The sequence below is a fragment of the Ruegeria sp. E5 genome (assembly GCF_056534105.1).
The window spans coordinates 85,557-99,561 of record NZ_JBQFPA010000003.1 but is presented as its reverse complement, the minus strand read 5'-3'; the positions used below and the strand labels follow the sequence as shown (position 1 = coordinate 99,561).

The window sequence follows — 14,005 nt, the reverse complement described above, 5'->3', positions numbered from 1 at the left end:
TCGGGCGTAGGAACGCACACCTTCCCAAAAAGTGTTTATTTTCAATTTATTAAGTTTCACACATACACGACAATCATGGGCCGCTCGGGTGCAATGGTGTATCATATAGGCAGTTTTTCTTGCCAGATAAGGTGCGCTGTTTCTAACATCTGACGGCAAGCTACCGCCCGCCACTCTTTCTACGTCGCATCGAAGGAGGGCCGAACGGGCGCAACCGGGTAACGCGACGGGTTTCTCGAATGAACATCACGTTTCTTCTGAACGGAGAGACAGTGGAGCTGCCGGATGTCGATCCGACGGCCACCCTACTGGACTGGCTGCGTGAAGATCGCGGTCTGACAGGCACCAAAGAAGGCTGCAACGAAGGCGATTGCGGCGCGTGCACGGTCATGGTGACGGACGAAGACGGTGCAAAAGCTCTGAACTCCTGCATCCTGTTCTTGCCCCAGCTGCATGGCAAAGCGGTTCGAACAGTCGAAGGGGCAAGCGGCCCGGATGGCGAAGCACATCCCGTTCAACAGGCAATGGTTGACTTGCACGGTTCGCAATGCGGTTTTTGCACTCCGGGTTTTGTCATGTCGATGGTCGCCAGCCATGCGACGGGCGCCACGGATCATGACACCCAGCTTGCCGGAAACCTGTGCCGCTGCACTGGCTATGCACCGATTATTCGCGCCGCGAAAGCGGTCGAGGACCGTCCCGTGCCAGTCTGGGTCAAAGACAAGCCACTCGCATCTTCTGCTGCGTCGCGCATGCTGCCTGAATCTTCCGATGAACTGGCAGCTGTATATGTTAAAAACCCGGATGCCACGCTGGTTGCCGGAGCAACAGATGTCGGCCTGTGGGTGACAAAGCAACTGCGCGACCTGGATCCAGTAATCTTCCTCAACCGTTGCGATGATCTCAAACAAATCACCATCACCGACGATGAAATTCGCTTTGGCGCAATGGTCGACATGAATCGGATGGGTGAGGCTCTGGCCGATCTTCACCCCTCTTACGCCGAAATGATCCGCCGCTACGCCAGTGTACAGTTGCGCCATGCTGCAACGGTGGGCGGCAACATAGCCAATGGCTCGCCCATTGGGGACAACCCGCCTGCGCTGATTGCTCTGGACGCAACCCTTCATCTGCGCAAAGGCGACACCCGTCGGTCCCTTCCGCTGGAAGAGTTCTTTATCGACTATGGCAAACAGGACCGCGTTCCCGGTGAATTCGTCGAAGCTGTCAGCTTCCCCCGTCAGCTGGATCGCCTGAAGGCCTATAAACTCAGCAAGCGGTTCGATCAGGACATCTCGGCCGTCTGCGGGTGTTTCAACATCACCGTCTCGGGCGGCATCGTCACGCAGGCGCGCATCGCGTTCGGCGGCATGGCCGGCATCCCGAAACGGGCAACCCATGTCGAGGCCGCATTGGTCGGTAAACCTTGGGCGCGCGAGACGATTGACGCCGCGCTGCCTGCCTTTGCTGACGATTATTCACCACTCACGGACATGCGCGCCTCGGCCACCTATCGACTGGAAACCGCCAAAGCGATGCTCGAAAGATACTTCTTGGAAGATCAGGGCGAAGTGACCAATGTGCTGGAGGTATCGGCATGAGCGTGACCAAACCCCTCCCCCACGACGCAGCACCGCTGCACGTTTCAGGAACCGCGCGGTATGTGGACGATATCCCGACACCCAGGGACAGTTTGCATCTGGCTTTTGGCCTCAGCCCGATTGCCAAAGGCAAGATCACCGCAATCGACCTGTCTGCGGTGAGGGCCGCCGAGGGCGTCGTGATGGTTATGGCTGCGGATGATCTGCCCTTCGCCAACGACGTATCGCCTTCGATCCATGATGAACCGCTGCTGTCGGACGGAACGGTCCACTATATCGGCCAGCCGGTGTTTCTGGTCATCGCCAGCAGCCATCTGGCCGCCCGCAAGGCGGCCCGTTTGGGCAAGATCGACTACGCCGAGGAAACCCCGATCCTAACCGTCGAAGAGGCTCTGGCCGCCGACAGTCGGTTCGAAGACGGCCCGCGCATCTATGCCAAAGGCAATGCTGATGCGGCTATTGCAGGATCCGCCCATGTGATCGAAGGGTCATTCGAGCTTGGCGGGCAGGAGCATTTCTATCTGGAAGGTCAGGCCGCTTTAGCCGTGCCGAATGAAGGCGCGGATATGCTGGTTCACAGCTCGACCCAGCACCCGACCGAGATCCAACACAAGGTGGCCGATGCGTTGGGCATTCCGATGCACGCCGTCAGGGTCGAGACGCGCCGTATGGGCGGCGGTTTTGGTGGCAAGGAAAGCCAGGGCAATGCGCTGGCCGTTGCTTGCGCGGTGGCCGCTCGCGCAACTGGCAAGGCGTGCAAGATGCGTTATGACCGCGACGATGATATGACCATCACCGGCAAACGCCACGCGTTCCGCATCGCCTATAAGGCCGGATTTGACGAGAACGGCCATATTCAGGGCGTCTCGTTCCACCACTACGCCATCTGCGGCTGGGCGCAGGACTTGTCCCTGCCCGTCGCCGACCGCGCGATGCTGCATTCGGACAATGCCTATCTGTTGCCAAATGCACGGATCGAAAGCCACCGGCTGAAGACCAACACCCAATCCGCCACCGCTTATCGCGGCTTCGGCGGCCCGCAGGGCATGGTTGGCATCGAACGCGTGATGGACCACGCCGCGTATGAGCTGGGCCTGGACCCGGTAGAACTGCGCCGCCGAAACTATTACGAACCGGCCCATGCGGTTGCCGAGATCACGCCGTCCGAGAAGCCTTTGGGTCATCCTGACCCGCATGAGGACCTGACCAGCCGCGGCGCGGTCGAAACCGGGGACGCCCCCGTGCGCCCTCTGCCCGCTGGCGGCAATACCACGCCCTACGGAATGGAGGTCAGCGATTTCGAATTACACGGGATGACTCAGGCCCTTTTGAAATCCAGCGATTACGAAACGCGCAAGGCCGCCATTGCGAAATGGAACGCCGAGAACAGCGTGATCAAGAAGGGCATTGCCTTTTCTCCGGTCAAGTTCGGGATTTCCTTCACGCTGACCCACCTGAATCAGGCAGGCGCTTTGGTGCATGTGTATCAGGATGGCTCGGTCCATCTGAACCACGGCGGCACCGAGATGGGCCAGGGTCTGTTCCAGAAGGTGGCACAGGTGGCGGCTTCGCGCTTTGGCATCCCCCTGGAGATGGTCAAAATCACCGCCACGGATACGGCCAAGGTACCGAACACTTCGGCCACGGCGGCATCCTCGGGCAGTGACCTGAATGGTATGGCCGTGAAGGCGGCCTGCGATACGATCCGCGATCGAATGGCGGACTATCTGGCCGAGCGGCATCAGGCCGATCCGTCGACTGTCACCTTCTCTGATGGCCATGTTTCGGTTGGCGCAGAACGCTACACCTTCGCTGAAGCTGCGGCGCTGGTCTATCAGGGTCGGATCAGCCTGTCGGCGACCGGTTTCTACAAGACACCCAAGATCGAATGGGACCGGATCGCCGGACGAGGCCGTCCGTTCTTCTACTTCGCCTACGGAGCGTCGGTCACTGAAGTGGCCGTCGACACTCTGACTGGTGAGAACCGCATTCTGCGCACCGATATCCTGCATGATGCCGGTGCTTCGTTGAACCCGGCGTTGGATATCGGGCAGGTCGAAGGCGGTTATGTGCAAGGCGCGGGCTGGCTAACGACCGAGGAACTGGTCTGGGACGGCACGGGCAACCTGCGCACACACGCACCCTCGACCTACAAGATCCCCGCCTGCTCAGATCGACCCGACGTATTCAACGTCGCACTCTGGAATGCCGAAAACCGTGAGGACACGATCTATCGTTCGAAAGCGGTGGGCGAACCTCCGTTCATGCTCGGGATTTCAGCATGGCTGGCCCTGTCGAATGCGGTCGCGGCCTGTGGAGAGGTCTACCCCGCTCTTGATGCACCAGCCACGGCTGAAGAGGTTTGGCGCGGCGTCCAAAAGATGAAGGGAGGCATCTGATGGGATTTGACTTGGAGGCTTTGAGGGAGGCGGTCAAAACCCACGGAACAGTGGTCCGGGTGGTCATCGCCGGCATCAAAGGGTCGTCTCCACGTGAAGTGGGGGCCGCGATGCTAGTCTGGAAGGACGGGCAAAGTGGCACCATCGGTGGAGGCACGTTGGAGTATCAGGCAACTGAAGCTGCGCGATCCCAAACCACCGCCACCCGACTAACGCATCACGCTCTTGGCCCCGACATGGGGCAATGCTGCGGCGGTGCAGTTTCATTGCTGAGTGAAGTATTTGATCATGAAACGCTGAATGCACTGGACGATACCGTCATCGCGCGTTCGGCCTCGGGCGGAGAGATGCCGCTATCGGTCAAACGTCTGCTGGCGGCAGCGCGAGGACAAGGTGCCGCGCCCGAGCCACAACTGATCGAAGGTTGGATGGTCGAACCCGTTCACAAACCGACGCGTATTCTGTGGATCTGGGGCGCAGGCCATGTAGGCCGGGCGCTGGTGGACGTTTTGTCCCCCTTACCCGATCTAGCAATCACCTGGGTCGATACCGGACCCGAGCGGTTTCCCGATGTGGTTCCAACCGGTGTAACCCCGGTTCCGACCGCAAAACCCGCCGAGCTGGTTCGCCACGCGCCAACCGACGCCGAGCATCTGGTGCTGACCTATTCGCACAATCTGGATCTGGAACTGTGCAACCGGCTGCTTTCGCACAATTTCCTCTTTGCGGGGCTTATCGGCTCGGCTACGAAATGGGCGCGATTCCGGTCGCGGCTTGCGGCCCTTGGACATCCGCCCAAGCGGATCAGCCGGATCACCTGTCCGATCGGCGATCCGGGCTTGGGCAAACACCCGCAGATGATCGCCGTTGGGGTGGCAGCGCAACTGTTACGCCCCGCCCGACAGAACGAATTGAAGAAGGACCTGAGCGCGTGACCACTCCACTTCTGAGCTTGCAAGGGCTGACCAAAGCCTATCCCGGCGTCGTGGCCAATGATCAGGTGTCCTTTGACATCGGTGAAGGCGAAGTTCACGCGCTGCTGGGCGAAAACGGCGCGGGCAAATCCACGCTTGTCAAAATGATCTACGGGCTGGTGAAGCCCGACAGCGGCACGATGCTGCTGCGAGGGCAGCCCTATGCACCGCCTGAACCGCGCGCCGCCCGTGCGGACGGGATCGCGATGGTGTTCCAGCATTTTTCGCTGTTCGATGCGTTGAACGTCGCCGAGAATATCGCTCTGGGGATGGAGAACCCACCCCCGATGGGAGATCTGGCGTCGCGTATTCGCGAAGTATCCGAAACCTACGGCTTGCCCTTGGATCCTTTCCGTACGGTGGGTGATCTGTCTGCGGGTGAGCGTCAGCGGGTCGAAATCATCCGCTGCTTACTGCAGGACCCAAAGTTGCTGATCATGGACGAGCCGACCTCGGTTCTGACGCCACAAGAGGTTGAAATCCTTTTCGAAACGCTGAACAAATTGCGCTCGGAAGGGACATCGATCCTGTATATCTCGCACAAGCTGGAAGAGATTCGAACGCTATGCGACCACGCCACGATTCTGCGGCTGGGTAAGAATGTGGGCGAATGTGTACCAGCTGAAACCTCAGCGCGCGATATGGCTGAGATGATGGTGGGCTCGACCCTGCAGACACCTGAACGTTCCGGCCGGGAGTTCGGTGACGTTGCGCTGGATGTCAGCGGATTGTCAGTGCCGTCGCCGTCGGAATTCGGAACCGCGCTTCGCAACGTCCACATGACCGTCCGCAAGGGCGAGGTTCTGGGGATCGGGGGTGTCGCGGGGAACGGTCAGGATGAATTGCTGGGTGTGCTTTCTGGCGAAATTCCGACCACCGCAGATGCGATCAAATTCAGCGGTCAACCCATCGGCAAACTCGGCCCGACCGCGCGGCGTAAGCTGGGCGTGTTGACCGCGCCCGAAGAACGGCTGGGCCACGCGGCTGCCCCTGATATGAGCCTGACCGAAAACGCTCTGCTGACTGGGTCGGTCCGCGAGGGGCTAGAGAATAACGGCTTTCTGAAGTGGTCCGAGACCAAGAGCTTTGCCGAAAAGATCATTAGCGCCTTTGACGTGCGTACGCCGGGTCCTGAAAATGCCGCCCGGTCGCTGTCGGGCGGGAACCTGCAGAAGTTCGTGATTGGTCGCGAAGTGCTGCAAAACCCGGATGTTCTGGTCGTGAACCAGCCGACTTGGGGCGTGGATGCAGCGGCGGCGGCCTCGATCCGGCAGGCCATTCTGGATCTGGCGGCCAAGGGAACTGCGGTCATCTGTATCTCGCAAGACCTCGATGAACTGATGGAAATCTCAGACAGTTTCGCCGCCTTGAACGAAGGACGACTAAGCGCCCCGCGTGAAACCACGGGTCTGACGGTCGATGAGATCGGCCTGATGATGGGCGGCGCGCATGGCATGGAGGTGGCCCATGTCTAAACAATTACAAGAAAAGAGAAACGCGGGGGTATGAGCAAATGATTGTGTTGGAGAAACGGCCTCAGCCGTCCAAGGCGTGGTCTTATGCCACCCCTCTGGTCGCAGTCCTGGCGACGATGGTTTTTGGTGGCATACTGTTCGCCATTCTGGGCAAAAACCCGGTCGAGGCTATTGGAACCATTTTCTGGGAACCCCTGTTTGGCGAGTTCGCCTTCTATTATCGGCCGCAATTGCTGGTTAAGGGCGCGCCCCTGGTTTTGATCGCCATCGGCCTGTCTTTAGGCTTCCGCGCCGGTATCTGGAATATCGGGGCCGAGGGTCAGTACATTATGGGGGCCATTTTCGGTGCGGGCGCTGGTCTGGCATTCTATCCGCTGGATGCATTCTACATCTTTCCGATCATGGTGATTGCAGGCGCGTTTGGCGGCTGGCTATGGGCAATGATCCCAGCCTTCCTGAAAGTGCGCTTCGGTACCAATGAAATCCTTGTGTCGCTGATGTTGGTCTATGTGGCCGAACAGATGCTGGCCTCGGTCTCGCTAGGCCTGCTGAAGAATCCCGAAGGGTTCGGCTTTCCCGGTTCGCGCAATCTGCAATCCTACGACAGCGCGTATAATGCCGAGCTGATTGCGGGTTCAGGCATGCACTGGGGCGTAGTCACTGCCCTGATCGCTGTTATCTTTGCATATGTCTTGCTGAACCGGCACATGCTGGGCTTCCACATCCGCCTGACAGGTGAGGCCCCGCGTGCGGCGAAGTTCGCCGGTGTAAACCCTGCCCGCCTGATCCTGTTCTGTTTGGGTCTGGCCGGCGCGCTGGCAGGTCTTGCGGGGATGTTCGAAGTCTCGGGCCCTGCTGGCGTGGTCAGCATCGATTTCAACGTCGGTTACGGCTTTACCGCGATCATCGTGGCTTTCCTTGGCCGTTTGCATCCGGTGGGCATCCTGCTGGCCGGAGGTCTGATGGCGTTGACTTATATTGGTGGTGAAATCGCCCAATCTCAGCTGGGTCTGCCCGCCGCAGCCATTCAGGTATTCCAGGGGATGCTTCTGTTCTTCCTGCTGGCATTCGATCTTCTGACAAACTACCGCATCCGTGCGGCCCGTAGCGAGGTAGCGTGATATGGACCTTGGTGAAATTAACCCCGTCCTTCTGGTCGCCTCGCTAATGGTGGCCGCAACCCCACTTTTGTTGGCCGCAATCGGAGAATTGGTGGTCGAAAAAGCAGGCGTCCTGAACCTCGGTGTCGAGGGCATGATGATCGTGGGCGCAATCAGCGGCTTCGCAATCTCGGTCGAGACCGGTTCGCCCTGGCTGGGCTTTATTGCGGCAGCAATCGGTGGCGCGGTGCTATCGCTGTTGTTTGTGCTGCTGACGCAGGTGGCGCTGGCCAATCAAGTTGCCAGTGGCCTGGCCCTAACATTGTTCGGCCTCGGGTTCAGCGCGCTGATGGGGCAGAGCTACGTAGGAATCAAGCCGCCCAGCATGGGTGAAATCCATATCCCGGTGATCAGCGATATCCCTGTTATTGGACCAATCCTGTTTCAGCACGACCCGATCCTCTATGTCGGAATTGCCCTGACGGCCGCCGTCTGGGCCACGCTGAAATACACACGCATCGGCCTGATATTGCGCGCCGTTGGCGAGAACCACGATGCGGCGCATGCGCTGGGCTACAAGGTCATCAAGATTCGCATCATGGCGATCCTGTTTGGTGGTGCTTGCGCTGGCTTGGGCGGCGCCTACATCAGCCTGATCCGCGTGCCGCAGTGGACCGAGGGCATGACTGCCGGTGTCGGCTGGATTGCCTTGGCGCTGGTGGTTTTTGCCAGCTGGAAACCATGGCGTGTCTTGCTGGGCGCCTATTTGTTCGGCGGCATCACTGTGTTGCAGCTTAATTTGCAGGCAGCGGGCGTTGCCATTCCTGTCGAGTATCTGGCAATGTCGCCCTACATCATCACGATCCTTGTGCTTGTGATCCTTTCGGCCGACAAGAGCAGCGCACCTGCCGCATTGGGCCGGACCTTCCATGCCTCGCACTAAGCGAGGCCAACTGAACCAACTTGGGGAGTAACACATGAAATTCACTACACTTTTGGCAAGCGCCGCAATGGCGCTGGGTCTGGCCTCGGGAGCCATGGCCCAAGATAAGACCAAAGTCGGCTTCGTCTATGTCGGCCCAGTGGGCGACGGCGGCTGGACCTATGAGCACAACAAGGGCCGTCTGGCCGTGGAAGAGCACTTTGGCGACAAGGTTGAAACCGTGTTCGTCGAGTCGGTGCCTGAGGGCCCAGATGCAGAACGCGTGATGACCCAGATGGCACTGGAAGGCGCGGACCTGATCTTCACCACCTCGTTCGGCTACATGGATCCGACCATCAACGTCGCGAAGAAATTCCCGGATGTGAAATTCGAGCACGCAACCGGCTACAAGACCGCCGACAACGTCTCGGTCTACTCGGCCCGCTTCTACGAAGGTCGCGCCGTTCAGGGTCACATCGCCGGGAAAATGACCGAGTCGAACATCATCGGCTATATCGGTTCCTACCCGATCCCTGAAGTGATCCGCGGCATCAACTCGGCATACATCCACGCCAAGAAGGTAAACCCCGACGTCGAGTTCAAGATCGTCTGGGCTTACACTTGGTTCGATCCTGCGAAAGAAGCTGACGCCGCCACAGTTTTGATCGAACAGGGCGCGGACGTGATCCTGCAGCACACTGACTCGACTGCACCGCAGGCAGCCGCGCAAGAGGCAGGAAACGTTGTCACCTTTGGCCAGGCCTCCGACATGAGCGAATACGCACCCTTCCCGCGTGTGTCTTCAATCATCGACGATTGGGCTCCCTACTACATCGCGCGGACCCAGGCCGTGATGGACGGAACATGGGAAAGTGCCAACACATGGGATGGCATCCGGGAAGGCATGGTAGCAATTGGTGAGATTTCGGACGCCGTTCCCGCCGACGTTAAAGAAGAAGCACTGGCGCTGAAAGCCGCGATGGCAGCCGGTGAATACCATCCCTTTACTGGCCCGCTGAAAAAGCAGGACGGCAGTGACTGGCTGGCCGAAGGCGAGACCGCCGATGACGGTACGCTGGCGGGCATGAATTTCTACGTTGAGGGGCTGGAAGGCGAAATTCCGCAGTAAAAACTGACCTGGAAACTAACAACAAGGCCCGCATGTTTTTGCGGGCCTTTTTAGTCGCCCTGAGCCCAATCTGGACATTGACGAATGGCTATGCGCATCGTGAAACATGTCGCTCACGGAAGACCTGAACCAAATTTTAGAAACTGCCCTGCCGACCGATCCCAGTTTTCGACAGATCGAAAAGGCCGTGATTGACGACTGTATTGGTGAAACCCGGCAATATGCCTCAGAGGGCTCTGTCGAAGCCTTCCTTTTGTCAGCGATGCGTTTATTGGCACTTCCCGGCAATGGGCACACACGGCTGATCCCGAATGATGCGATCGAGGTGCTACCGCTGAGATTCGTGAGCGTTGGACGTTCCGTTCAATTCATCGACGCGGCGCCAGAGATAGCCGCACCGCGAGGAGAGTTGATAGCGGTCAACGGCTCAGCTTTGAGCCAGATTGAAGCCACTGCAGAGAAATTTCTGGCGGGAACGTGCCAAAGGAAACGGGTCATCGGCCCGATTCTACTGGCTTGGCCGTACGCTTTGGCACGTTTGGGTTTTTCGTCAAACGGCGGCACGACCGAGTTCCGTGTGCAGGACGAAAATGGGCGGATAGCCAATCTGAAAGTGGCCAATGAACATACAGTTCCTGGATCGATGCTCTACGCGAGAAACGAGCACGGCAAGGCTGATCCAGCCTGGGAACCCGAGATATTTGTAGAGATAGAGGACTGGCAAGAGCTAGGGCTATCAATAGCGTTACCAAGCTTCTTTGATCCGAAGGAAAATGCGCTGCCTAAAGCCATCTCAGCCGCGGTGGAATGCGTGCGCGCATCCTCGAACAAAACACTACTAATTGATGTTCGCGGAAACACTGGTGGCGACTTTCTTCTAACGATGCCCTTGATCGACGCGATCTCAGAAAGCGCAAACAAGCAGGTTGTTATGCTTGTCGATAAATTCACGTTTTCCGCAGCGATAGTGTTTGTAGCCATCCTCAAACATCGATTGGGAAACAGGCTCAAACTTATTGGTGAGGAAATGGGAGATAGGCTGACGTTCTTTGCCGAGGGCGGATTGCTCGAATTGTCGACCAGCGGAGCGGTCGTTCGTTACTCATCAGCCTTTCACGACTGGAAGAATGGAACGACTGACGATACCACGCCGCCCGAAATCGCAAGAAAAATCGTACCTGCGGGATCACTGAACTTGGATTTGGAATGGGTCGAAAGACCTGCAGTTGAGGATGCACCAACCGAACTCCATCAACGAGTTCTCAAAAGCATGAGCAAATCGCTAAACAGCCGCTAAGTCCGCATAGCTGCATTCAAAGAAAGCAAATGCTGCACGCACGGCGAAGGTCTACTTGGTGGCCAGTCTTATTGGAGACCCAACACCATCGGCCCGTGGGCAGTATTAGCCACGAGCCTTTTGATACCCAGCTGTCGTCGAGTCAGGACTTCAAGCGATTGAATCGCCGCAATGGTCAGCTTCTAGGGCGTGAAATTAGTGTCCGCCCAGCACCAGAGTGTTCACCGGCATCAGTATCAGTCGCAGGCGCAGGCCTGCCGCATGAACGACGCCAATCGTGTCTACCACATGCAGGAACGATTTTTCCCAGAAGCCGAGGCTCTCATCCTCCAGCTTTGCATGATTATCCGTATAGATATTCGCCAGACAGTTGCTGCCTGGAGGCACATCATCGGCTATGCTTTTGTAGAGCGGTTCAAGGTAGACAAGGATCGAACCAGGATTGGTGTTGCTCTGCACGTCCCGCAACTCATCAGATGGCCTGATCTGCCCCGATGGGATCACATCCTGCACCTCGACGACAACCACCGGGATAACGGTAAAGGGCTTGGTCATGCAGCCCAATTCGCCAATCATACCCGGTTTGACCACCTGGGCCGAAAGCTGACTGAACGCCGCCTGGAATCGGTCATGTCCGGAGGAGGATGGCACCAGAATACCCGCCGGGCGCAGCAAAGGGCTGACATAGTCGCCGACCTGAAGCCCGAATTGTTCAACCCTGCCCGTCACTCCAGCATTTACCACAGTCTTGTCCAACTCGGTCAATGCCGCATCCAGCTGCGCATTGGCACTGGCAAGTTGGGCCGGGATCAGCTCTTCGATCTGTTGTACAACCGCTGCGCGTTTTGAGACGGCTGCTTTCACCTGCGCTTCACGCTCGGCAACCAGATTTTCCAACCGATCAATCTCGGCCAAACGCACCGCGCTGGATCCCTCGTCACGCAGGGTGGTATTGCGTTCCAGATCTTCGAGCGACTGATCCAGAGCTGCGCGCGCGCCTGCAATCCCGGCCTCAGCCTCGGCCAGATCGGTTTCCGCCACCTTCAACGAGGCTTGAACCTGAGCAATCTGGGCATGCGCCGCTTCGACCTGCGCGGTTTGCGTGAAGTCTTCGATCCGGAAAATCGGCTGTCCAGCTGTCACCTGTTCATTGTTGCGCACGTAGACTTCGGAAACGCGCCCCCCTAGCTGCGGCAGGATCGTTACCGTCCGGAAGTAGGAAGCCGCTGTTTTGCTGGACGGGTGAAAATAGAACAGCGTTGTGATAACGGTTAGCGCCAAAATAGCGCAAGTCGTCAGCCCCCAGCGCAACTCGTACCACATGGTGAACAGCGTGATCTCGTGCCCGATCCGTTTGCCCTGCACAAAGCGGCGAAACAGATAGTCAGGAAGCACGGTAATCAGGGCGCACAGCATCGTCTCGATCATTGTTCAGTGCCCCTGTGCTGCCGGTTCGGAGGGTTTGGATTGTTCGGGCTCAGTTTCCGGCTCAGGAGGGGGTGAAGCGTGTTCTTTGTCCTGCCCAGGCGCCAAAGATCGGATGGCATCGGCAATCGAGCGCAGCGGTGCCGCGAAATCAGGGAACTGGAACCCAGCCACAAGGATGGCGGCAACCCAGAAAAGGCCGTTATGCGTAAACAAAGCCAAAAGCGCCAGAATCCCAACCAATTGGAATTGCGGGTGATTGGTTTCATGCGCCATTTTTTCCGGGATCGAATGCAACGTAAAGTAGGCAACCCCGATCAGCACGACCATCCCGACGGTAAAAAACAGCATGAAGGTGAAGAGGAAGTCGCTACCATCTGCTTGTGTCACATATGACGGAATGTGCCCCGTTGCCATCGGGTGAATATCTGCCGCGTTCACGTCCGCCTCCGAATCTTATGTTGTTTGCACTAAAAGCAGGCTGGCCGCCTACGATCAAGTTTCCATTGCGGTGGGCTTGTGTCTTTTCGTTTGGCAGTACGCGTGCCATGGTCCGCCAATGTCGCCAGTCAACTTACCACCGCCTCGATCACTTGGCGGCCGGAAACGGAACAAAACGCATGATTGATTTTCTGATAATCGGTGGCGGTGTCGCGGGGCTAAGCGCAGGTGCGCGCCTGTCAGAGCACGGCACAGTCACGGTGTTAGAGGCCGAGGACGGATTGGGGTATCATACTTCGGGTCGTTCAGCTGCCCTGTTCGAAAAGGGTTACGGTCCAAACTCGGTCAAGGCATTGAACGAGGCAAGTGCTGCGTTCTTTGAAACAAATGGGTACCTCACACCACGCGGCCTGATGCTGATTGGCGGAAGGGATCAACAGGCGCTGTTTCAAAAAGACGCCCAAGATCTTGGTGTGCAAGAGATTTCGCCGGAAGATGCCATCGGACACATTCCTGTCCTGAATGCTGAAACTGTCGGTTATGCAGCCATAAGTAATAGCGCATATGATATCGATACAGATCGCGTCCTGCAGGACTTTGCGCGAACCGTCCGCAAGAATGGCGGTTCAGTCCTGACCCGTCAGAGGGTCAGCAGCATCCGCAAATCGGTTCATTGGACCGTCGAATCCTCAGAATCCTTTGAGGCACGCAATCTGGTAAATGCCGCCGGAGCCTGGGTCGATGAGGTGGCGCAGATGGCAGGAATCTCCCCCATCGGGATCACACCTTACCGTCGATCGATTGCGCGCATCCCCGCACCGGGCGGACATGACCTGCGAAACTGGCCAATGATGCTGGGCGCAGGCGAGAGCTGGTACGCCAAACCTGATGCGGGCAAGCTACTGGTCTCGCCTTGCGAGGCGGACCCAACCACACCCCATGACGCTTACGCCGATGACATGGTTCTCGCAGAAGGACTGGCACGATACGAAGCGATGGTTACTGAAACTGTAACTCGTGTAGAAACCAATTGGGCGGGGTTACGTAGTTTTGTTGCCGATGGCACGCTGGTGCTCGGACCTGATCCAACCGATCCATCGTTTATCTGGTCGGCAGCACAGGGAGGGTATGGGTTTCAGACTGCTCCTGCTGCCTCTCAACTTGTGGCGGATCTTGTGACTGGCGCGTCGCCGCGCCTTGATGCGGCGATTGTGAAAGCGCTGACACCCGGTAGGCTGTAAC

General features: G+C 58.0%; 11 protein-coding genes. 9 read left to right on the top strand and 2 right to left on the bottom strand.

The window, feature by feature from the left end; genetic code table 11:
- Nucleotides 1-239: 239 nt before the first annotated feature.
- The 8 genes from xdhA to ACR0BI_RS12380 all read left to right on the top strand — a co-directional run bounded on the left by xdhA (nucleotide 240) and on the right by ACR0BI_RS12380 (nucleotide 10,897).
- Nucleotides 240-1,601: a xanthine dehydrogenase small subunit gene (xdhA, locus tag ACR0BI_RS12415; RefSeq protein WP_480562456.1), complete on the top strand. Its 1,362-nt coding sequence runs from the start codon at nucleotides 240-242 to the stop codon at nucleotides 1,599-1,601.
- On the top strand, nucleotides 1,598-4,000 hold the full coding sequence (gene xdhB / locus ACR0BI_RS12410) for a xanthine dehydrogenase molybdopterin binding subunit (protein WP_480562457.1): 2,403 nt from the start codon (nucleotides 1,598-1,600) through the stop codon (nucleotides 3,998-4,000). Before xdhA ends, xdhB begins: the two co-directional genes overlap by 4 nt.
- Nucleotides 4,000-4,935: a xanthine dehydrogenase accessory protein XdhC gene (gene xdhC / locus ACR0BI_RS12405; protein WP_480562458.1), complete on the top strand. Its 936-nt coding sequence runs from the start codon at nucleotides 4,000-4,002 to the stop codon at nucleotides 4,933-4,935. The genes xdhB and xdhC overlap by 1 nt, the downstream gene beginning before the upstream one ends.
- Nucleotides 4,932-6,449, top strand: coding sequence for an ABC transporter ATP-binding protein (locus ACR0BI_RS12400; protein ID WP_170392491.1), 1,518 nt, complete (start codon nucleotides 4,932-4,934; stop codon nucleotides 6,447-6,449). Before xdhC ends, ACR0BI_RS12400 begins: the two co-directional genes overlap by 4 nt.
- Before the next feature lie 38 nt (nucleotides 6,450-6,487).
- A complete protein-coding gene (locus ACR0BI_RS12395; RefSeq protein ID WP_170392492.1) occupies nucleotides 6,488-7,570 on the top strand; it encodes an ABC transporter permease in 1,083 nt (360 codons plus the stop codon).
- A 1-nt stretch (nucleotide 7,571) separates the two neighbouring features.
- Nucleotides 7,572-8,492 carry an ABC transporter permease gene (locus ACR0BI_RS12390; protein WP_170392493.1) on the top strand — a complete coding sequence of 307 codons (921 nt, stop codon included), beginning with the start codon at nucleotides 7,572-7,574 and terminating at the stop codon, nucleotides 8,490-8,492.
- A gap of 34 nt (nucleotides 8,493-8,526) precedes the next feature.
- Nucleotides 8,527-9,600: a BMP family ABC transporter substrate-binding protein gene (locus tag ACR0BI_RS12385; RefSeq protein ID WP_170392494.1), complete on the top strand. Its 1,074-nt coding sequence runs from the start codon at nucleotides 8,527-8,529 to the stop codon at nucleotides 9,598-9,600.
- 262 nt (nucleotides 9,601-9,862) lie between these two features.
- Nucleotides 9,863-10,897: a S41 family peptidase gene (locus ACR0BI_RS12380; RefSeq protein ID WP_480562498.1), complete on the top strand. Its 1,035-nt coding sequence runs from the start codon at nucleotides 9,863-9,865 to the stop codon at nucleotides 10,895-10,897.
- 195 nt (nucleotides 10,898-11,092) lie between these two features.
- Here ACR0BI_RS12380 and ACR0BI_RS12375 read toward each other — a convergent pair whose 3' ends face one another.
- Both ACR0BI_RS12375 and ACR0BI_RS12370 read right to left on the bottom strand, forming a co-directional pair.
- Nucleotides 11,093-12,325, bottom strand: coding sequence for an HlyD family secretion protein (locus tag ACR0BI_RS12375; RefSeq protein WP_170646627.1), 1,233 nt, complete (start codon nucleotides 12,323-12,325; stop codon nucleotides 11,093-11,095).
- A 3-nt stretch (nucleotides 12,326-12,328) separates the two neighbouring features.
- Nucleotides 12,329-12,739, bottom strand: coding sequence for a hypothetical protein (locus ACR0BI_RS12370; protein ID WP_170392922.1), 411 nt, complete (start codon nucleotides 12,737-12,739; stop codon nucleotides 12,329-12,331).
- A 203-nt stretch (nucleotides 12,740-12,942) separates the two neighbouring features.
- Here ACR0BI_RS12370 and ACR0BI_RS12365 point away from each other — a divergent pair, with 203 nt between their 5' ends.
- Complete coding sequence (locus tag ACR0BI_RS12365; RefSeq protein WP_480562459.1) at nucleotides 12,943-14,004, top strand: NAD(P)/FAD-dependent oxidoreductase; 1,062 nt, start codon at nucleotides 12,943-12,945, stop codon at nucleotides 14,002-14,004.
- Nucleotide 14,005 lies beyond the last annotated feature (1 nt).

Bases quoted from the DNA above. Each gene is read 5' to 3' on its own strand.
- xdhC (WP_480562458.1), top strand. From the start codon at position 4,000: ATGGGATTTGACTTGGAGGCTTTGAGGGAGGCGGTCAAAACCCACGGA.
- ACR0BI_RS12380 (WP_480562498.1), top strand. From the start codon at position 9,863: ATGCGTTTATTGGCACTTCCCGGCAATGGGCACACACGGCTGATCCCG.
- ACR0BI_RS12395 (WP_170392492.1), top strand. From the start codon at position 6,488: ATGATTGTGTTGGAGAAACGGCCTCAGCCGTCCAAGGCGTGGTCTTAT.
- ACR0BI_RS12365 (WP_480562459.1), top strand. From the start codon at position 12,943: ATGATTGATTTTCTGATAATCGGTGGCGGTGTCGCGGGGCTAAGCGCA.
- ACR0BI_RS12370 (WP_170392922.1), bottom strand. From the start codon at position 12,739: ATGGCAACGGGGCACATTCCGTCATATGTGACACAAGCAGATGGTAGC.
- xdhB (WP_480562457.1), top strand. From the start codon at position 1,598: ATGAGCGTGACCAAACCCCTCCCCCACGACGCAGCACCGCTGCACGTT.
- ACR0BI_RS12385 (WP_170392494.1), top strand. From the start codon at position 8,527: ATGAAATTCACTACACTTTTGGCAAGCGCCGCAATGGCGCTGGGTCTG.
- xdhA (WP_480562456.1), top strand. From the start codon at position 240: ATGAACATCACGTTTCTTCTGAACGGAGAGACAGTGGAGCTGCCGGAT.
- ACR0BI_RS12375 (WP_170646627.1), bottom strand. From the start codon at position 12,325: ATGATCGAGACGATGCTGTGCGCCCTGATTACCGTGCTTCCTGACTAT.
- ACR0BI_RS12390 (WP_170392493.1), top strand. From the start codon at position 7,572: ATGGACCTTGGTGAAATTAACCCCGTCCTTCTGGTCGCCTCGCTAATG.